This window comes from Halomonas ventosae, assembly GCF_004361885.1.
Lineage (GTDB): Bacteria > Pseudomonadota > Gammaproteobacteria > Pseudomonadales > Halomonadaceae > Halomonas > Halomonas ventosae_C.
Genome location: NZ_SNWH01000002.1, coordinates 17,559 through 37,257, shown reverse-complemented (window position 1 = coordinate 37,257; position 19,699 = coordinate 17,559). Strand labels below are relative to the sequence as shown.

At 59.4% G+C, this 19,699-nt stretch carries 18 protein-coding genes and 1 tRNA gene; 11 read left to right on the top strand and 8 right to left on the bottom strand.

Going from position 1 to position 19,699, the window contains the following annotated elements; genetic code table 11:
- Positions 1-622 precede the first annotated feature (622 nt).
- The gene (locus DFO68_RS02075) at positions 623-1,099 is read left to right on the top strand and encodes a hypothetical protein (RefSeq protein WP_133481574.1); all 477 of its coding nucleotides are present in this window, start codon (positions 623-625) and stop codon (positions 1,097-1,099) included.
- Between the two features lie 26 nt (positions 1,100-1,125).
- Positions 1,126-2,109 carry an ectoine hydroxylase gene (gene thpD, locus DFO68_RS02070; RefSeq protein WP_133481572.1) on the top strand — a complete coding sequence of 328 codons (984 nt, stop codon included), beginning with the start codon at positions 1,126-1,128 and terminating at the stop codon, positions 2,107-2,109.
- Positions 2,110-2,429: 320 nt separating this feature from the next.
- Here thpD and DFO68_RS02065 read toward each other — a convergent pair.
- Positions 2,430-2,506: transfer RNA gene (locus tag DFO68_RS02065), tRNA-Arg, on the bottom strand.
- 224 nt (positions 2,507-2,730) lie between these two features.
- Between DFO68_RS02065 and DFO68_RS02060 the strand changes: the two genes are divergently transcribed.
- Positions 2,731-3,174, top strand: a complete 444-nt coding sequence (locus tag DFO68_RS02060; RefSeq protein ID WP_133481570.1) for a c-type cytochrome — start codon at positions 2,731-2,733, stop codon at positions 3,172-3,174.
- 143 nt (positions 3,175-3,317) lie between these two features.
- Here the strand turns inward: DFO68_RS02060 and rep are convergent, their stop codons facing one another.
- From rep to pyrE, 3 genes are all read right to left on the bottom strand, one after another.
- Complete coding sequence (rep, locus tag DFO68_RS02055; RefSeq protein ID WP_133481568.1) at positions 3,318-5,366, bottom strand: DNA helicase Rep; 2,049 nt, start codon at positions 5,364-5,366, stop codon at positions 3,318-3,320.
- Positions 5,366-5,884 carry a tRNA (uridine(34)/cytosine(34)/5-carboxymethylaminomethyluridine(34)-2'-O)-methyltransferase TrmL gene (gene trmL, locus DFO68_RS02050; protein ID WP_133481566.1) on the bottom strand — a complete coding sequence of 173 codons (519 nt, stop codon included), beginning with the start codon at positions 5,882-5,884 and terminating at the stop codon, positions 5,366-5,368. Before trmL ends, rep begins: the two co-directional genes overlap by 1 nt.
- A 97-nt stretch (positions 5,885-5,981) precedes the next feature.
- Entirely contained in the window at positions 5,982-6,644 is a 663-nt protein-coding gene (gene pyrE, locus DFO68_RS02045) for an orotate phosphoribosyltransferase (RefSeq protein WP_133481934.1), read from the bottom strand.
- 142 nt (positions 6,645-6,786) lie between these two features.
- Between pyrE and DFO68_RS02040 the strand changes: the two genes are divergently transcribed.
- Positions 6,787-7,554 carry an exodeoxyribonuclease III gene (locus DFO68_RS02040; protein WP_133481564.1) on the top strand — a complete coding sequence of 256 codons (768 nt, stop codon included), beginning with the start codon at positions 6,787-6,789 and terminating at the stop codon, positions 7,552-7,554.
- A 107-nt stretch (positions 7,555-7,661) separates the two neighbouring features.
- Here the strand turns inward: DFO68_RS02040 and rph are convergent, their stop codons facing one another.
- Positions 7,662-8,399, bottom strand: a complete 738-nt coding sequence (rph, locus tag DFO68_RS02035; protein ID WP_133481562.1) for a ribonuclease PH — start codon at positions 8,397-8,399, stop codon at positions 7,662-7,664.
- Between the two features lie 146 nt (positions 8,400-8,545).
- On the opposite strand from rph, the gene DFO68_RS02030 reads away from it, so the two are divergent.
- Complete coding sequence (locus DFO68_RS02030; RefSeq protein WP_133481560.1) at positions 8,546-9,409, top strand: YicC/YloC family endoribonuclease; 864 nt, start codon at positions 8,546-8,548, stop codon at positions 9,407-9,409.
- Positions 9,410-9,594: 185 nt separating this feature from the next.
- Entirely contained in the window at positions 9,595-10,836 is a 1,242-nt protein-coding gene (locus DFO68_RS02025) for a tyrosine-type recombinase/integrase (protein ID WP_133481558.1), read from the top strand.
- A gap of 9 nt (positions 10,837-10,845) precedes the next feature.
- Here the strand turns inward: DFO68_RS02025 and DFO68_RS02020 are convergent, their stop codons facing one another.
- From DFO68_RS02020 to DFO68_RS02010, 3 genes are read right to left on the bottom strand one after another with little or no spacing between them, the layout of a single operon-like run.
- Positions 10,846-11,088 (bottom strand): helix-turn-helix transcriptional regulator, encoded by a 243-nt coding sequence (locus DFO68_RS02020; protein WP_133481556.1) that lies wholly within the window; start codon positions 11,086-11,088, stop codon positions 10,846-10,848.
- Positions 11,081-12,805 carry a DUF927 domain-containing protein gene (locus DFO68_RS02015; protein ID WP_133481554.1) on the bottom strand — a complete coding sequence of 575 codons (1,725 nt, stop codon included), beginning with the start codon at positions 12,803-12,805 and terminating at the stop codon, positions 11,081-11,083. Before DFO68_RS02015 ends, DFO68_RS02020 begins: the two co-directional genes overlap by 8 nt.
- 11 nt (positions 12,806-12,816) lie before the next feature.
- Positions 12,817-13,017 carry a helix-turn-helix transcriptional regulator gene (locus DFO68_RS02010; protein ID WP_133481552.1) on the bottom strand — a complete coding sequence of 67 codons (201 nt, stop codon included), beginning with the start codon at positions 13,015-13,017 and terminating at the stop codon, positions 12,817-12,819.
- Between the two features lie 737 nt (positions 13,018-13,754).
- On the opposite strand from DFO68_RS02010, the gene mobI reads away from it, so the two are divergent.
- From mobI to brxC, 5 genes are all read left to right on the top strand, one after another.
- Positions 13,755-14,357, top strand: coding sequence for a conjugative transfer protein MobI(A/C) (mobI, locus tag DFO68_RS02005; protein ID WP_133481550.1), 603 nt, complete (start codon positions 13,755-13,757; stop codon positions 14,355-14,357).
- Positions 14,358-14,606: 249 nt separating this feature from the next.
- Positions 14,607-14,816 (top strand): helix-turn-helix domain-containing protein, encoded by a 210-nt coding sequence (locus DFO68_RS02000; protein ID WP_008174223.1) that lies wholly within the window; start codon positions 14,607-14,609, stop codon positions 14,814-14,816.
- Complete coding sequence (locus DFO68_RS01995) at positions 14,813-15,427, top strand: DUF1819 family protein (RefSeq protein WP_022988852.1); 615 nt, start codon at positions 14,813-14,815, stop codon at positions 15,425-15,427. Before DFO68_RS02000 ends, DFO68_RS01995 begins: the two co-directional genes overlap by 4 nt.
- Positions 15,424-16,035 (top strand): DUF1788 domain-containing protein, encoded by a 612-nt coding sequence (locus tag DFO68_RS01990; RefSeq protein ID WP_022988851.1) that lies wholly within the window; start codon positions 15,424-15,426, stop codon positions 16,033-16,035. Before DFO68_RS01995 ends, DFO68_RS01990 begins: the two co-directional genes overlap by 4 nt.
- Positions 16,036-16,078: 43 nt before the next feature.
- A complete protein-coding gene (gene brxC / locus DFO68_RS01985) occupies positions 16,079-19,660 on the top strand; it encodes a BREX system P-loop protein BrxC (protein WP_133481548.1) in 3,582 nt (1,193 codons plus the stop codon).
- Positions 19,661-19,699: the final 39 nt, after the last annotated feature.

Below are 19,699 nucleotides of genomic sequence, written 5' to 3'. Positions count from 1 at the left end.
AACGCCTCGGGGTTTCGGAAGGTTTCGCAGGGGGTGATGGCCGCGCCGCAGCTGGCGAGCGCCGCCTGCCCCCCACCCCCCACTACTCATGAAGGTCCAGTGGCAACGCACCTGGCGAGAACGACCTCCCTCGTCGGCCGCCAGACGCAGGCAATCGAGGAAGGCGACGAAAGGCAGCAGCGTGAAGCAGTGCAGCAGGACGAAGTCCACCGCGAGAGGTTCACCCTTGGCTAGAGGACTGGCAGTCGTTGTCGGTATCATGGCGCTAACTCATGCCTCCCTCGACATACCCTCAGTATCTCCACCCTATCCGCTCGGCCGTTTCAGCACCACTACTTCGATATCCAGCTTGGCCATGCGGTCACCTACCCGCCAGCCACCTCGGCATTTCACCGTCCGAGAAGGTCGGCAATCCCTTTTCGCTTTTGGAAATCTCGATATGACCGTCTTCCCTCTTCCTGGCGTTATTTAACTGGATTAACAATTCGCTCCATTGCCGTGAGCGGCAATGGGTAATTAATGGGTCATTAACGTATGTTATCGCGTCTCATATATGAGAGCGCTAGGCTCCCCTAACAGGCCTCGTTCAAAGTTCAACGCGCCATCAGGGATGCAGAACCAAATGCCGAATGTCGTGCCAAAAGGCCCAACTCGCTATCTGTTGCCAGAAGACCAGCTGATGCTCTCTTGTGATAAACAGATCCAGGAGAAGCATCACTATCGAGGTTTCATGTTGAGCTTTCTGACAGTCGATCTCGCCATCAGCCACATTATGGGAGAACTGAGCAGGGAGTGCGAGAAGCGCCTGGCCAGCCTGATCGACACGGCCAAGAAGCTGCAATTGGCCGAAGATCTGTATACAAGTGAAGCTTATCGCAACATCCCTGCGGACATACGTCGGCAACATACTTTCGTGGTCGACGATAACAACGCCCAGCAGGCACTTTCGCACGCCTTGGCCGTTGCCGATCACTCTCTGTGTTTCCACGAATTGCTGCTGGAATCCACCAGGACACCGGAGCTACGTGAGTTGCTGGAGCAACTTGTCGATCAGAAGCGCAATGCCTGTCGCATCATAGAAGAGATACGCGAGGCCTGACCCAAGCCGAAGAGGAGACCATCCAGATGTCCAATACACGATCATCCCTCGATTCTTCCACTCGCAAGCAACTCACGGAAACGTCAGAACTTCCGGGTGCAACGGGGTGGGATGTCGAGTCACAGGATCCCTATCCCACCCGCACCGCTTGTCCACCGCAACAGAAGTGGATCGAGCGTCAGGAGGCGGTCGTCAAGGGTCGCGACTACCCCGGCCCGCTGAGTCAGGATAAACTCGATGAATTCGAAGAAAAGGGGTTCATTTTTCTTCCCCACTTCGTCGAGGGTGAAGAACTCAAGGCCCTGCAGAACGAGATACGCGAACTCACGAGCAGGGAGGAATATCTGGGTCGCGATTTCAGCATTACCGAACCACAAGGGGAGGAAATTCGCTCCCTTTTCGCCGTGCATTTCCTTTCCGAGCGATTGAATGCTTTGGCAAATGATGAACGCCTGACCCAGCGAGTACGACAGATTCTTGGCGGTGATGCCTATATTCACCAGTCGCGGATCAATTACAAACCCGGCTTTGTCGGCAAGGGTTTCAACTGGCATTCCGACTTCGAGACATGGCATGCGGAAGATGGCATGCCGCGTATGCATGCAGTCAGTGCATCATTGATCCTCACCGACAACCACCACTTCAATGGCCCCTTGATGCTGGTACCCGGCTCCCAGAATGCTTTCGTGCCTTGCGTGGGTGAAACGCCGGAAGACAACTACCGTAACTCCCTCAAGAGTCAGGAAATTGGCGTGCCGAGTCAGGAGGTGCTGGCAGAACTCATCGCCAAGGGTGGCGGCATCGAGGCGGCAACCGGGGATGCTGGGGGCCTGCTGCTCTTCGACTGCAACGTGCTGCATGCCTCCAACGCCAACATGTCACCGGATCCGCGAAGCAATGTCTTCTTCGTCTACAATCGGCTCGACAACCGTTGCCAGGCGCCGTTTGCCGCACCCAAGCCACGTCCCCGCTTTTTGGCCCATGAGCCCGGCGAAGACTGGACACCCTGAGCGGCCAAATGTTGCTCCGGCTGCCAGCTCGTCACCTGCTCGAAGACACGCTCGCGGATCGGCGCCGGTCAGATGACCGATGGCTTCCACGCGATGCGCCTGCTGAAGCTACGCTTCGAGACGTTTCTGTTCGGTGGTGACGGTGCAAAATACACCGACAAGCCTTCTTCACAGGGGGAGGCATTGACTTACCGGGCGGCTGATACGCTGCAGTACGATAGGCGAGGGTATTGTTCTAGAAAAAGCGCGAACAGCCGAAGGACTGAGCCAATAGCTCGGTCTATTAGATGGGGACGGGATAGCAGCGTTCTTTTAATTCGTGGCGCGCCCGGCAGGATTCGAACCTGCGACCCTCGGCTTCGGAGGCCGATACTCTATCCAACTGAGCTACGGGCGCACATGCCGGGCGGTAGGTGCCAGGCGGACGATATCGTACCCGCCAGCCCTGCCGCTGTCCAGCGGCCATCCCGCTTGCCATGGGATGGGATGGGATGGGGCATTTTCCTGGCGTTGGTGATGCCGGTATACTGCAAGCACTATATGTATGTGCGCCGTGGCGTCCAGCGGCTGACGTGATGCCGAGCGTGATCCCGAAGACAGGACCGTCGAGAGGTGGTGAGAGTGAAATCCAGCAAGCTGATCATAGGGTGTCTGGCCACCCTGGGCCTGAGCGCAGATGTCGCCGTTGCGCAGAACGACATGGAACGCGCGGCGATCGCAAAACGCCTAGAGCCCGTCGGAGAGCTCTGCGTGCAGGGCGAGGACTGCGGCACCGCCATGGCAGCCAGTAGTGGCAGCGGTAGCGCTTCTTCCTCCGGTGGCAGCATCGACGGCGCGGCGATCTACAACAATGTCTGCATGGCCTGCCACGAGACCGGCGCCGCCGGTGCCCCGGTGCGCGGCAACGCCGAGCAGTGGAGCGCCCGCCTAGAGAAGGGCACCGACATGCTCTATAATCATGCCCTCAATGGCTTCAACGCCATGCCCGCCAAGGGCGGCAACCCCAGCCTCTCCGATGCTGAGGTGAAGGCGGCGGTCGATCACCTGATTGCCCCCGTCAAGTAGCAACGGCTGTCGGTTTCCATGACAAGCGGGGCGCCTTCAGGCGCCCCGCTTTGTGTATGGCGACTACTTTCAAGCCGGAGATAGCGACCCTATCGCGCAGCAAGCTGCGCTCCCACAAGTCCTCGCCGCAGCCCGCAGCGGGATCATCCCAGCAAGGAGCGCAGTCCCGCGATGGCGTCCTGGCCGCGTGCCTGCTTTTTCTCCGGGTCCTCGCGGTCGGCGCGACCTTCCCACTCGAGCTCGCCCAGCTCGTCGAGGAAGCGGCTGGGCGTGCAGTCCATCAGCTCGCCATAGGTCTTGCGCTGGCGTGCCAGCGTCAGGGTCAGAGTGCGGCGTGCCCGGGTGATACCCACATAGGCCAGGCGACGCTCCTCCTCCACGGTGCCCGCCTCGATGGCGTTGCGGTGGGGCAGCAGCGCCTCCTCCAGGCCCATCAGGTAGACGTGAGGAAACTCCAGGCCCTTGGAGGCATGCATGGTCAGCAGCTGCACGCGGTCGGAGTCATCATCCTCGGCCTGCTGCTCGAGGATGTCGCGCAGCACCAGCCGCGAGATGGCCGCCTCGACGTCATCGGTCTCGGTCTCGGTACTCACCGTGTCCTCGGGGTCACGATTCATGGACTTCTCGAGCTGATCGACCAGCACCCAGACATTGGCCATGCGCCGCTCGGCGATGGTCGGGGCGCTGGCGTTCTGGTAGAGCCAGGCCTCGTAGTCTATCTCGTGCAGCATGCCGCGGATGGCCTCGATGGCGTCGCCCTGGTCCATGCGCCGCCGCACCCCGTCGATGAAGTGGCTAAACCTGCCTAGCCGCTCCACGGCCCGCAGCGGCAGTTGCTGCTCCAGGCCCAGCTCGTGGCAGGCAGCGAACAACGAGCTGCCCCTATCGCTTGCGTAGTTAGCGAGCTTCTCCAGGGTACCGGGACCGATCTCGCGCCGCGGCACGTTGACGATACGCAGGAAGGCGTTGTCGTCGGCCGGGTTGATCAGCAGCCGCAGGTAGGCCATGGCGTCCTTGATCTCGTTGCGCGAGAAGAAGGAGGTGCCACCGGAGAGCTTGTAGGGGATCTGGTAGTGCTGGAGCTTGAGTTCCAGCAGCCGAGCCTGGAAGTTGCCACGGTAGAGCACCGCGAAGTCGCGCCACTCGGCGGACTCCTTGATGCGCCGGGTGAGGATCTCGCTGGCCACGCGCTCGGCCTCGGCCTCCTCGTGGCGGTTGACCACCGCGCGGATCGCCGCTCCTTCGCCCATCTGCGACCACAGGGTCTTGTCGTAGACGTGCGGGTTGTTGCTGATCAGGCTGTTGGCTGCACGCAGGATGGTGCCGGTGGAGCGGTAGTTCTGCTCCAGCTTGATCACCTTGAGACGCGGGAAGTCTTCACCCAGAGTCACCAGGTTCTCGGGGCGCGCACCCCGCCAGGCGTAGATCGACTGGTCGTCGTCGCCGACCACGGTGAAGGTCGAGCGCTCGCCCATCAGCAGCTTCACCAGCAGATACTGGCTGATGTTGGTGTCCTGATACTCATCCACCAGCATGTAGTGGATCTTGCGCCGCCAGCGAGCCAGCGCCTCAGGATCGTCGCGCAACAGTACCACCGGCAGCAGGATCAGGTCGTCGAAGTCCACGGCGTTGTAGGCCTTGAGGTGGCGCACATAGGCCTCGAACACCCGGGCGGCATACTGCGCGTCGTCGTCCGCGGCATGCGAGAGCGCCTGGCCGGGCAGCACCAGGTCGTTCTTCCACTGGGAGATCTGGTGCTGCACGGCGTTGATCTGGTCGGCGTCGACCTGAGCGTCCTTGTTCATCAGATCGCGCAGCAGCGCCTTGGCATCCTCCGGGTCGAACAGCGAGAAGCCCGGCCGATAGCCCAGCGCCTTGAGCTCGCTGCGGATGATGTTGAGCCCCAGGGTATGGAAGGTGGAGACGGTCAGCCCATGCCCCTCCTTGCCCTTGAGCATGCTGCCCACGCGCTCCTTCATCTCGCGGGCGGCCTTGTTGGTGAAGGTCACCGCGGCGATGCGCCGAGCGCTCATGCCGCACTCCTGCACCAGGTAGGCGATCTTGGTGGTGATCACGCTGGTCTTGCCGGAGCCCGCCCCGGCCAGCACCAGGCAGGGGCCATCGATGTAGCGCACGGCCTGTTGCTGGCGGGGATTGAGGCCGGCGAGCCGGCTGGCGATGGACGTGGACATCAAGGGTTCCTCGCAGGCGCGGACATGACATCGTCCGGATAACCGGCCCCCGGGAGGCCGGACCCCACGAAGCCCAGCTGGCGCCAGGCCTCATAAACCACCACCGCACAGGCGTTGGAGAGGTTCAGGCTGCGGCTCGCCGCCAGCATGGGAATGCGCAGGCGCCGGGGTTCGGGCAGGGCATCGAGCAGCGCCTGGGGCAGCCCCCGGGTCTCGGGGCCGAACACCAGGGCATCCCCCTCGCGATAGGCCGGTGCATCATAGCCGGTGCGTCCGCGGGTTGAGACGGCGAAGACCCGCTCCGGGGCCACCGCTGCCAGGAAGGCCGCCCAGTCGGCATGGACCCGGACCCGCGCCCACTCGTGGTAGTCGAGCCCGGCGCGGCGCAGGCGCTTGTCGTCCAGCGCGAAGCCCAGCGGCTCGATCAGGTGCAGGCGAAAGCCGGTGTTGGCGCACAGCCGGATCAGGTTGCCGGTGTTGGGGGGAATCTCGGGCTGGTAGAGCACCACGTCGAGCATCAACGACTCCTGATATGAAGGGCGCGCAATGCACTCGGGCCCCGTGTGCGGGGCCCGAGGGTCGGTCGCCAAGCGCCTACCGCACGCCGCGTGACGCTCAGCCTCCCACGCCATAGCGCGCGCGGTAGGCGCGGATCGCCTCGGCATGGGGCTGCATCGCCTCGCCGGCGTGTTCTTCGAGGTAGGCGAGCACCAGATCGAGGGTGACGATGCTGACCACCGGCATGCCGTAGGCGGCCTCGACCTCCTGGATGGCGCTGCGCGGGTCGTTCTCGTTGCGGCCGCGCTCCTGGCGATCCAGGGCGATCAGCACGCCGGCCGCCCGGGCGCCCGCACCCTCGATCAAGCCCATCACCTCGCGGATGGCGGTGCCGGCGGTGATCACGTCGTCGATGATCAGGATGCGTCCCTCGAGCGCGGCCCCGACGATGTTACCCCCCTCGCCGTGATCCTTGGCCTCCTTGCGATTGAAGGCATAGGGCAGGTCGCGGTCATGGTGGTCGGCCATCGCCACGGCGGTGGTGGCCGCCAGCGGGATGCCCTTGTAGGCCGGGCCGAACAGCACATCGACCTCGAGGCCGCTGGCCTGGATGGCGCGGGCATAGAAACGCCCCAGCCGCGCCAGGGCGCCCCCGGTACGGAACAGGCCGGCATTGAAGAAGTAGGGGCTGACCCGACCGGACTTCAGGGTGAACTCGCCGAAGCTCAACACACCCTGCTCGATGGCGAACTCGATGAACTCCCGCTGGTAGTCGTGCATGCGCTGCGCGCCGGGCTGGTTCGCCACGGGGCCTCCTCTTTCTCCATGCCAAAGGGCCTATATCACGTCTATCGACCGGGGCCATTTACCCAAACGTCGAAACGTCGGGTATCATACACGCGCGACGCAAAAGGGACCATGTATGAAAATCGCCACCATCAATGTCAACGGCATCCGCGAGGCCGTCGGTCGAGGCTTTCTCGACTGGCTGGCCGGCCAGGACGCCGATGTCGTCTGCGTGCAAAACCTCAAGGCCAAAAGCTTCGAGCTGGACGACAGCATCCTCTATCCGGAAGGCTACGAGGGCTACTTCCTGGATGCCGAACAGGACGGCTTTTCGGGGGTCGGCCTCTACTGCCGCAAGATCCCCAAGGCGATCATGTACGGCCTGGGTTTTCCTCAGTGCGACCATGAGGCGCGCTTCCTGCAGGCCGACTACGACCGCTTCAGCATCGCCAGCTTCCTGATGCCCGACGGCAGCGACGTTGCCGCCAAGCAGGCCTTCATGGCCCAGTACCAGGACTACCTGGCGAAGATGGCCCGCAAGCGGCGCGAGTACATCATCTGCGGCACCTGGCACATCGCCCACAAGACCATCGACCTGGAGAACTGGGCCGACCACCAGGCCACCCCCGGCTTCAAGCCCGAGGAGCGCGCCTGGATGGACCAGGTGTTCGGCCCCACCGGCTTCATCGACACCTTCCGCGAGATCAACCGCGACGCCGGCGAGTACACCTGGTGGCCGAAACTCGACCAGGAGGTGCCACGCTCTCGCCAGGAGGGCTGGCGCATCGACTATCAGGTGGTGGGCCCCGAGTTCCGGCGCCACGTGGTGGACGCCTGGATCGACGTTGATGCCACCTTCTCGGAGTTCGCCCCACTGATCGTCGAGTATGACCTGACGCTCTGAGCCCACCCCCTTCGTCGCCGTTCCCGCACCCGGAACGCATCACGCCGGCCACGATGGCCGGCGTGATGTGTTGAGGTACCCCACTGAGTGCTGATCCGCCGTCAGGCTCAGCCGCGAATGCCCAAGGCCGCGCGCTGATGCTCGAACAGCTCGTTGCCGGCCTTCTCAGCCAGGTCGAGCATGGCATCGAGCTGGGCACGGCTGAAGGTACCGGCCTCGGCGGTGCCCTGCACCTCGATCAGCCCACCGCCCTCGGCCATCACCACGTTCATGTCGGTATCGGCGCTGGAGTCCTCGGGGTAGTCCAGATCGACCACCGGCAGTCCCTTGAATAGCCCCACCGAGACCGAGCTCACCAGCTGGTGGAAGGGGTCGCCCTTGATCAGCTTCTCGCGCTGCAGGTGGCGGATGGCGTCGATCAGCGCCACGCAGCCGCCGGTGATGGACGCGGTACGGGTGCCGCCATCGGCCTGGATGACATCGCAATCTACGGTGATGGTGAACTCGCCAAGCTTCTTGAGGTTCACCGCCGCGCGCAGCGAGCGGCCGATCAACCGCTGGATCTCCAGGGTCCGGCCGCCCTGCTTGCCGCGGGTCGCCTCGCGGCTGCCGCGGGTGTGGGTGGCCCGCGGCAGCATGCCGTACTCGGCGGTCACCCAGCCCTGCCTCTTTCCGCGCAGCCAGCGCGGCACGCCGACCTCGACGCTGGCGTTGCACAGCACCTTGGTGTCGCCGAACTCCACCAGCACCGAGCCCTCGGCATGGCGGGTATAGTCGCGGGTGAGACGGATCTCGCGGGACTGGTCGGGGGCGCGTCCGCTGGGACGCCGGATCTGTGAAGACATGGCACCTCTCTTGAACCGGAAATCAAAGAGTGACAGGACGTCACGCTGAAGGATGGCGGCCATTCTACACGCTCTGGTCTACACGGTCTGGCCGGGGAATCGGTTACACTGCGTCCCCTGCACACTACGCGTCATCGGGAGGCTCCATGGCCCACAGCATGACCGCCTTTTCACGCCAGGATCGCGACACCGCGGCCGGCATCCTGCAGCTCGAGCTGCGCTCCGTGAACCAGCGCCACCTGGAGCCCCACTTCCGCCTGCCGGAGGCGCTGCGCAACCTGGAGCCGATGTTCCGTGAGGCGCTGCGCGCGCGACTGGCCCGCGGCAAGGTCGAGTGCACCCTGCGCTTCGAGCCCGCCGGCGACGAAGCCGCCCCGACCGTCAACCGCCGATGCCTGGCGGCATTGGCCAAGGCCCTGGAGGAAATCCGCGAAAGCGTCCCCGGAACGGCCATGCCCGATGCCCTGAGCCTGCTCACACATCCCGGGGTACTGGAGAATCGCGGCCCCGACATGGAAGCCGTCAAGCAAGAGGCGCTGGCGCTGTTCCAGGCTGCCCTGGACGACCTGGTTGCCGGCCGCGCCCGGGAGGGCGAGAAGCTCGCCGCACTGATCCGTGAACGGCTAGCGGCGGTGAACGCGCAGGTGGCCGAGGTGCGACAACTGATGCCCCTGATCCTCGAGCGTCAGCGGGCCCAGCTGCTGGAGCGACTGGGGGCGATCCGCGCCGAGCTGGACCCGCAGCGGCTCGAGGCCGAGTTGGTGCTGCTCGCCCACAAGGCCGACGTCGACGAAGAGCTCGACCGCCTGGCCACCCATGTCGCCGAGGTGGAGCGTCAGCTCGGCCAGCCCGGCCCGGTAGGGCGCCGCCTGGACTTTTTGATGCAGGAGCTCAACCGAGAGGCCAACACCCTGTCATCCAAGTCGGTGGTGGCCGCCACCACCCGCTGCGCCGTGGAGCTCAAGGTACTGATCGAACAGATGCGCGAGCAGATCCAGAATATCGAGTGATGTTCTTGGGTGTTCATCGTTGTTCTTTAGTCCATTAAAAATCAGAGGTTTATTTAATTTTAACGGTCACCTCGTTCGTGTAAGTTCTGCCAAGTTTGGGTAGTGATGGGTAGTAGATTGGGGAGTGTTTTCTCGCTATATTGTATCGGCGAGATTGTACTCCCCAATTTTTTTAAGGCAGGAAAGTGGGCAAGCTACACGACAAGACCGTCAAGAAACTGATCAAAGAGAAGCCATCCGTGCGGCATGCCGATGGCAATGGCCTCTACCTCATGACCCCGAAGCGCGGCGACGCTTACTGGATGCTGCGCTACACCACCCCAGCTACCAAGCTCCGGCGCGAATACACCATCGGCAAGGTGGACGACTGGTCATTGGCCGACGCCCGCGATGAGGCGGCGAAGCTGAGGTTGGCGATCAAGCGCGAGGGTGCTGACCCGGTTCAGGAGCGGCAGAAGGTCAACCAAAACCCCTTCAAAACGCTCAATGACCTGTACGCCGACTACTACGAGCTTCGCAAACGAGAAATCGCTTCCCACCATAAAGAGAAGAGCCTGTACGAGCGTGAGGTCGCCTGGCGCATCGGAAAGGTGGAACTTGAAAAGATCCGACCAGTGGATATCAGTGAAATCCTGCGGGACGTGGCCACTGGCTATGACGACAATAAGCCCCGCCCGACCCTCTCAAATGATTTGATGCGCCTGCTGAGGAACCTGTTTGATCATGGCATCAAATTGGACGTCACCAGGTTCAATCCAGCCTCGCCATTCCGTCCCAGGGACGCCGGCGGGGAGGAGAAGGCCGCCAACTACCCAATGAATGAAGACGAAGTCACCGAGTTCTTCACCAAACTCCGGGTGATTCCGGCGCAGTTCAGCCGTGAAAACTACCTGGCCTGTGCTTTGTTGATTGCGACCTGTACGAGAAAAATGGAGCTTCTGGCAGCGCCTTGGTCGGAATTCGATCTGGAGAACCGTATCTGGTACCTGCCCGAGGAAAGGACCAAAAAGAGAAGGGCCATCGATATCCCTCTGGCAGCGCCCGCAGTGGAATGGCTGAATGAACTGAAGGTACGTTCTTGCGGTAGTGAGTGGGTATTTCCAGCTCGCAGGATTAGTAAAAAAGCGCGGACTCCGCATGTGTGTGAAAACACGCTGAACCATGCGCTCAAGAAGCTCTTTGAGAAAAAACTCTTCTCATTCGACAAGCGCCGCGTCCACGATCTACGGGGTACGGCCAGAACCAAGCTGGGAAAACTCGGCTTTGATGACAATCTGGCCCAACGCTGCCTGAATCAGTTGCCTGGGAACCGGACGGACCGGGTGTATAACAAGCATGGGTATTTTGAAGAGCGAAGAGAGGCCCACGAGGCGCTCTGCGAATGGCTCGCTCCCATCGTGAGGGGTGAAGTCAACTCTGGAGAGTAAGGGGCCAGATCAGGCCCCTTGTTGCTCAATCCAGGCCAACAGATCCGACAGGCGCCAGGCCACTGAATTGCATCCCAGTTTGAGTCGTACCGGAGCCACTCGCTTTCGTTCCAACGTCCACCACTGCGTACGGCTGACGCCCGTAATCGCTCGACGGTCGGACTCCCGAACCAGCCGCTCACACTGTCCAGAACGAGCCAGCAGCTTGGTGCGCACCTCCTCCGAAGGCGGACTGAAGGTTTTGTCACTCATTCTCCGCTGCCTCCGAATCAACACTGGGAAAAGTGGGAAACTGGGATAGCCCATCTCCGTCCGGTAACGAATCCCAATAGGCCCTGATCCGATCAGGCCACAGGGCGAAAAAGCGCTCGGACCGATCCCGCAGCTTGATCTTCATGGTGCCACGGCTCTGTTCATTGGTTTCCAGGAAATCTCTCTGGATCAGCGGCTCAATTTCCCGGGTGTATCGACTTCGAAGGCCAAGCTCCTTGATAAGAGTATTTTTGGGTATCAGCCACTGCGTCTCACCGGCCACTTTTCGTCGCAGACCAATTGCTCTTCCGTAATCGCCCCGTTCTATGTCAACGAGACGGTGATTCCATTTGTAAATGGCATCGCGAAGGCGAGCCAAAATGCGGTGCTCCTCCGAATTGAAGATGTGACCTCGGCTCCGAAGCCAAGCTCCAACTACTTGGTGTACTGCTCGAACCGACTCCGCTTCCGTCCAAGGAAGGAGATAGTTCCGACAGGCCAGGCACAGTGCAGCGGTGATAAGTGCGAACCGTCTGATCACCCGGACAACTTGCGAGGCCATATGAGGGGTCTTCCACTGCTCCGTCAACCGGGCAACCTCACTCTGGATGTAGTCGGGCAAGTCATCCACATCTTCTGTAAGACGCTCGAGCCAATGCCGGAACAGTGTGCCGTGGTAGTGCCTGGTGCGGCTTTTCAACGCGTCCACGAACTCTTGGGCACTTTTGGATCCGTGCAAATCATCAAAGGCTCCAAATTTTCCAAAAATCGGGATCTCGACAAGTCGGTTCTCCTGGCCGGCTTTAACCGACTTCCCTATTTCCTGAAACACTTCCGACAGCCATACCTCACCGGTACTTAACGCTAGCGTTCGCCAGTGCGTTTGTGCAGCAAGGTCCCCTGATATATTCGCACGCAGCTTACTAGCGCCAGTCATTATATGATACGTCGCCACATCCACATCTTGCGGACGAGCCAGGCCAATTTCGTCCAACGCTAACAACATGTCGTTGTGCTCAGCAGCGACGGCTGCCAAGCCATTGGCTGTCGCTACCCAGTTCCTCACGAACGTTGGAGCTCCACAAACACTCGCGGCCACCTGCAGCAACGTCGTTTTCCCCGTGGAGCTATTACCAACCAAGTGAAAGGCCCCATTTTCAAGCTCCGCATGCTTTAGCAGGGGTGCCGCGAGTGCCACCCCGACGCTGAGGATCGCCAGCGGATTGCCGTCACACAGTTTCCCCACTTGGGTTTGCCAATCCTGGAGAGAGCCGTTTTCCTGAAGTAGAGGTGAGGTTGATAGCTGCCCAACGAAGTAATGCTGCTCATCCGCCTGACCAGCCGTCCAACTACTCGTTGCGAAAATGGGGCCATGCCAGCCGGTGCGGTCGACGGTGGTCGCCGGCGGCGCTTTCGCCATTTCCTCAAGCAGATAGCGTTGTAGTCGTGCCCAACTGATATTGCCGGGTTCGAGCGGGTAGCCGGTGTCCACCAACAGCTCTCGTATCTGCCGGGCGTTATCGCCGTTCAGGTTACGTGCGTATACCACCTCGCGGAGGAGGACGTTGTCCATATTTTTCCACTGCAGCAGCGCACCGTGTCCATGCTTCTTGTTGGAAAGTCGGGTTCTCGCAATAACCTCAATCCACCCGCCAACCCTCTGCCATTCTTCAGAGCTATAGCAATACAGGCCAGAGTCTCTCAACTGAAATTTCATTCGCGCCTCCGTTACAGCCGGTCCAGCCAATCTCTAACATCCTGGATCCGGAACCTGACGGCTCGGCCACTGGGGTTGGGCTTTATGGGAGCAGGAAAGCGCCCCGACTGGACATACCGTCGCAGCGTGGCTTGGGAAAGCTGAGTGACGGCGCAAACTTCTTCGTAGGTGAGCAAGCGCTCGTTGGTCTCGCTGTAATACTGGCGTTTCATTCGGTACTCCTGATGCGTTGTGTCATGTCAGGAGTAATTGTGAGTAATCGAGGACCTGGGGCAGAACTCTGTAATTGGCCATTTTGGGCGCAAGAGGGAAAATTCATAAGCCTTTGAATATAAAGAAAATTTTTAGATTGCTGGGGCTCGTCATCATAAATATCGACGGTTTTTGAAGAAATTCTGGTTGAAATATGAACAGCCGCCGGTACCTGTCACCATCACAGCATCATTTCATGGAGCGGTAATGCCGGCTGACTTTCACATGTGAAAGTCAGCAATGTGCGTGATCAAGACAGCCTCCTAAAGGCTCATTTCGAGGCCCTGTTATTTCACGGGTTATCCCAATACCACACCGGGGCTCCAAAAGGTCTCTTTCAAGCCCCTTGTAAGTGCCTCGAGGAAGCAGCGGGAATTGTTGTAGCGACGACAGTCAGCCCGGTTACATCAAACCACCGGATACCGGTGTTGTCACTGAGGTGGGAAGCCAGGGTCCCAAATAAATAATGGAGCGCGGACCCTTCAGCCCATGCGAGCTATTTCATGGCGCGTGGGAGCGCAGCGGCAAAGTCCCAAATCAGGTAGTCACGTGGACAGGAATTGGAAAGGTCCCATGGCTTGGAGGAAGGAATCTACCTCCGCCCCCGCCTTTGTGTCCAAAAAGGACAAAAGCACATGGCAGTTCAAAGCACTCGACTGATTACGATTGTTGGCAAATCCATAGCGAGGAGCCAGCCATGAGCAAACGAATGACTCACCAGGAAATCTGCGCAGAGTGGGAGTCGGTCAGCCGAGCCCAAAATGTGAACCACCAACGTGGTATCAAAGCCGCCATCACGCAATGCCGTCAGTTTCTGACGGCGATTCACCAGCAAGCAGACGTGGAGCAAGCGAGGTACCGCTATCTGGCGCAGCGAATCTGTGACCACTTCTGGTCCCACAACGTCGCGCATCGCACTGACAGTACACCCGGGTATCCCGGGCACTTCGGCTGCCGCGTTCGGCTCCGGAAAAGAAAGCTGGAGTTGTCCTGGTACTACAATCGCTTCGTCCCGAAGAAGAGCGGCGAGGGCCGATCAGTGTTCAGTGAGTACATCCGCAAAGAAGGTCGGTTCCGCTATTACAAACCGGCCTTCACGCGGGCACAGGATTGGGAGAAACCGCTCATCATAGAGACTGAGACTGGTTTTGAGATGTTGCGAAGGCTCAATGCCAACCAGGCGGAGCTTTGTCGAATCGTGCGGAAAAGCGAGCGCCTCCTGAAAGATCTGGAGGAGCACCTAGGTGGACTAAAGGAGGCTGCTAGCGGGAGTTCAAGCCCCTCCAACGAGGAGGAATGAGGGCTGTTGGCGGTAAAAGGCATGCCGCTCACACCGCAGGTGTTGATTGCGTGGGGCTATTGATGGGATCGCCCAGATTTCAGGTGGCTATATATGCCGTTCTTTGCTGGTCTATCCGGGTCAAATCGGTTGAATGCAGCGTGGTACCTCTATATATTGATCAGTCAATGTAGTGTAGGGCTGTTCCGCCCATGAGACCGTGCCGCCTCAGATAAGGTGGCAACACCATCGCCCATAGGAAGCGAAAACATGGCCGAGATGGAAGATCGCTGGTTATCCGTAGACGAAATTGGCAAGCACCTCGGTGTCAGCAATGACACCGTGTACCGCTGGATCGACAAGCACGCAATGCCCGCCCACCGCATGGGGCGATTTTGGAAGTTCAAAAAAGTCGAAGTGGATGAGTGGGTCAAGGGCGGTGGAGCCGCTGAGACGAGCAAAGGTGAGCGTTCCGAATGACCCAAGGCCGGTATCGCATCTCCTTCACGTCCGGCAGCCTGTATCACCGCGAATCGGTGAAGTTGGCCGAGCTGTACCTGTCGCTCCGTGACTGGGAAGATGTGCGGACTCAAGCTCTACATGACAACCTGCTACAGGCCAGAACAGAAAGCACGGCAAAGCGCACCTGTAGAGAGGCGATTGCACGCCTGAAGACGTTGACCGAAAGCGAACTGACTTTCCTGGCCGAGGCAAACCACCAGGACCAGGCTCACCTTCTGTGGGTTGCCGTGTGCCGCCTGTACCGCTTTATCGCGGACTTTGCGGTGGAAGTGCTACACGAACGGTTTGTCGCGATGAAGCTGGATCTCAGTTTTGAGGATTTCGATGCCTTCTATAACCGTAAATCGGAATGGCATGACGAACTGGATAATGCCAGCGCCTCAACGCGCGATAAATTGCGGCAGGTCCTGTTCAGAATGCTGCGGGAGGCAGGGTTGTTAGCTAAGGACAAAACCATAAACGCAGTTCTGCTCAGCCCCAGGCTGGTTGAGTTGCTGCGTCAGAACAATCCTGACGAGTTTTTCTACTTCCCAGTCTATGAATCCGATATCAGGGGGATGTCAGCTTGAAAAAGGACATTGCCAAAATGCCGATGCAGGAGCGACTACAGCACCTGTTTAGCGTGGTTTCCGGCCAGCGGTTCCTGAACAAACAGGGACTGGGTAATGAAGTGCCTTTCTTCATCTGTCCCTACCGGCCTGAAGAAGCGGTCGAGATGGAGCGTCTTCAGCGGCAGTTGGTTAACCGGCTGGAGCAGGCGGGCATCCGGATCCTGAGTATCAATCTGTACGACCTGGCCGTCGATATTTTGAAAGAAAGAGACATCTGGGAGCAGGTGTTGGAGCTCGAGCCCACGGTCTCAAAGGATCAGCTGAAAGAACTGCTACAGGGAGTGCTGGACCCGGAAGCCCATTTGGTGCCCGCTATTGCGGCAAAACTCCAGTCCGTTGAGTTTGACGTGCTGTTTCTCTCAGGGGTGGGCGAGGTTTTCCCCTACATACGCTCCCATAACGTGCTCAACAACTTGCAGAGCACCGCCAAAGACCAGCCAACGGTGATGTTCTTTCCGGGGTCCTATACCCACTCGCTGGAAACCGGTGCATCGCTGGATCTGTTCGGCAGGCTGCATGACGACAAGTACTACCGTGCGTTCAACATCTTTCATTACGAAGCCTGAGCGGACGATACGATTCGAGGCGTAATCATTAAGGGAAAGTACAATGACATTGAAGAATATTTTTCTAAAGCCCGTTGACCGCCCCATTGAAGGCGTTATCAAAGCCGACGATGAAGCCAGTCTTCGCCTCGAAATTGAAGAATACGTACTGACCAACGAAGTCGAGAAACGCCTCGAAGAGTTCCTGGACGCCTACAATAACTACGAAGGGGCGAACGGGGTCTGGGTATCCGGCTTCTTCGGCTCAGGTAAGTCGCACCTCCTCAAGATGCTGGCCCTTCTGCTTGAAAACCGGGAGATGGACGGTGCTACTACCCTGGACCTGTTCCTTCCCAAGTGCAGTGAGAATGAAATTCTCCGGGGCGACCTGAAGCGAGCTGTCTCAATTCCGGCGAAGAGCATTCTGTTCAACATCGACCAGAAAGCCGATGTCATCAGCAAAACCCAAATCGATGCGCTTCTGGCCGTGTTCGTTAAAGTCTTCGACGAAATGTGCGGCTACTACGGCAAACAAGGGCACATTGCCCAGTTTGAGCGCGATCTGGACGGCCGTGGCCTGTACGAACAATTCAAAGCCGAGTACGAGACCATCGCCGGCCGCCCCTGGCAGAAAGGCCGGGAGCAGGCCCTCCTGGAAGGCGCGAATATCGCCAAAGCCTACGCCGCTGTGACCGGTGGCGACCCGCAGTCGGCAGCGGGCATTCTGGACAAGTACCGCAGCGAATACCGAGTTTCGATAGAGGACTTCGCGGACAATGTGAACACCTATATCGAGAAGCAGGCAAAAGAGGGTGGCCACAAAGAGTTCCGCCTGAACTTCTTTGTGGACGAGGTTGGCCAGTACATTGCCGGCAACACCAAGCTGATGACCAACCTGCAAACCATTGCCGAGAGCCTCGCCACCAAGTGTCGTGGGCGGGCCTGGATTATCGTCACCGCCCAGGAAGAAATGAAAAACGTGGTTGGCGAAATGGGCAAGCAGCAAGGCAACGATTTCTCGAAAATTCAGGCACGGTTCAATAACCGTATGAAGCTGTCCAGTGCGGACGTGGCGGAGGTCATCCAGAAGCGCCTGCTAACCAAGACCGAAGAAGGCGTCAATCAGCTGTCGGACGTCTATCACGCGCAGGCAAACAACTTCAAAACCCTGTTTGACTTCGCGGATGGATCGGCCACCTACCGGAACTTCCGGGACAGGGACCACTTCATCCACAGCTACCCCTTCGTCCCCTACCAGTTCGCGCTGTTTCAATCGGCGATCCAGAATCTGTCGCAGCACAACGCCTTCGAGGGTAAACACAGTTCTGTCGGTGAACGCTCCATGCTGGGGGTTTTCCAGCAGGTGGCCATCCACATCGGCAACCATGAGGTGGGCCAGCTGGCCACCTTTGACCTGATGTTTGAAGGCATCCGCTCTGCACTGAAATCACAAATACAGCGGGCGATTATTCAGGCCGAGAACCACCTTGATAATGCCTTCGCTATCCGGCTGCTGAAGGCCCTGTTCCTGGTCAAATACGTCAAGGAATTCAAGCCCACGGTGCGCAATCTCTGCGTGTTGATGCTGGATGCCTTCGATCAGGACCTGCCGGCGCTTCGCACCAAGGTTGAGGAAGCCCTGAGCCTTCTGGAGCAACAGACCTACATACAGCGCAACGGCGACCAGTACGAGTACCTGACGGACGAGGAAAAGGACGTCGAGCAGGAGATCAAGAACACAGAGGTTGAGTCATCGGACGTTGCGGACGAGCTGGAAAAGATCGTTTTCGACTTTGTTATAAAACAGCGCAAAATCCGCTATGACGCCGGTTCCTCCCAAAACCAGGGGCAGGACTACTCCTATTCGCGCAAACTGGATGATCGTCTGCATGGGCGTGAATACGAGCTCTCGATCAATGTCATCAGCCCGTTCCACGAGCATACTGACAACGAGCAGATGCTACGCACAGCCTCGACCTACAAGGCGGACGAGCTGTTTGTGCTCATGCCGTCGGACGAGCGCCTGGTGCGCGATCTGCTCATGTTCAAGCGCACCGAGAAGTACATCAAGCAGAACATTTCCGTTACCCAGCAGGAAGCCGTCAAGCGGATCCTGAATGACAAGGGCTTTCAGAACCGTGAGCGCGAGGCCAGGCTCCGGCAGCAGGTTCAGACCCTCATTGGCAAGTCCAGGCTGCTCATTGGCGGCGCTGATGTGGAAGTGGCGAATGAGGACCCCCAGACCCGCATTATCCGGGGCTTCCATGAGCTGATTTCGCGGGCTTACCCCAACCTCCGCATGTTGCGCGGCGTTCCCTACACGGAAAGCGACATCAGCAATTGCCTCAACCGCACAGACGATGGCCTTTTCGGTAACGACGCCACGGCCCTGGCGGAATCCGAGCAGGAAGTGCTGGCGTTCATTCAGAGCAACAACCGGGGCGGTGTCCGCACCACCCTCAAGGGCCTGCTGGAAAAGTTCGAACGCAAACCCTACGGCTGGTATTACGCCGCAATTCTCTGCACCCTGGCCAACCTTTGTGCCCGTGGCAAGGTGGAGGTTCGTCTCAACGGGAATATCCTGGAGGACAGCGAGCTGGAGCGCGCCCTGCGTAACACTCACGGCCACGGCAACGTGGTGCTGGAACCACAGATTGAGTTCACCGCCTCTCAGGTCCGAGCCCTCAAGTCGTTCTACGAGGACTTCTTCGACAGCCCACCCCGTAGCAGCGAAGCCAGGGCCCTGGGTAAAGAGGCCGGCGAAGCCTTCCAGGACATGGTCCACGATCTGGATCGGCGGATAGCGCAGGTCGACCAGTACCCGTTTCTCAATGCCTTGAAACCTGTCCTGGAGACGCTGAAAGAAGTCGCCGGAAAGCCCTACACCTGGCACCTGACGGAATTGGGCAAGCAGGAAGACCAGCTGCTGGACCTGAAAGAGGATGTCATCGACCCCATCCGCAAGTTTATGGGCGGTTCACAAAAAGACATCTATAACCAGGCTCGGTCCTTCCTGCAGAACCAGGAGCCCAACTTCATCTATGTGCCCGGGGACGAGATCGAGCAGATCCGCACCATCCTGAACGACCCCAACTGCTACAAAGGGAATCGCATTCAGCAGCTCAAGGGCCAACTGGATAGCCTGCAAGAGCGCATTGACGAGAAAGTGCAGCAAACCCGAGCTCAGGCAGAAACGTCCCTGAAGACCATGCAGGAACGCATGCAAAGCATGGGCGAATATCAGTCCTTGCCGGAGCCCCGTCAGGAGGAACTCAATAAACCGTTCCGGGATCTGGTCGATTACCTCGGGCGGGAGCGCCTGATTGCCGTGATCAAGGAGCGGACCCGGTACTTTGAAGAAGACGGCTACCAGAAGCTGCTGGGCAAAATGGTGGCGCTGGCCAATCAGAAATCAGCACCGGCAGACGACTCCCAGCAGCCTCCGGGTAGTCAGGATGAGGACGAGAATAGGGGGCAGTCTCACGAGGTCAAGGAATCGGCAGCCGACTACGTTCACACTCGCAACCTCCGTGTCGCGTTCGACAAGGCCTGGTTGGCCAACGAGGGCGATGTGGACCGGTACCTGAGTGCCCTGCGCGAGGCCCTGCTGGTTGAAGTCCAGCAAGGCCGCAAGGTCCAGATCTAAGCGTGCCGAACCGTCTAACCGGTCGATGTTGGGGATAGC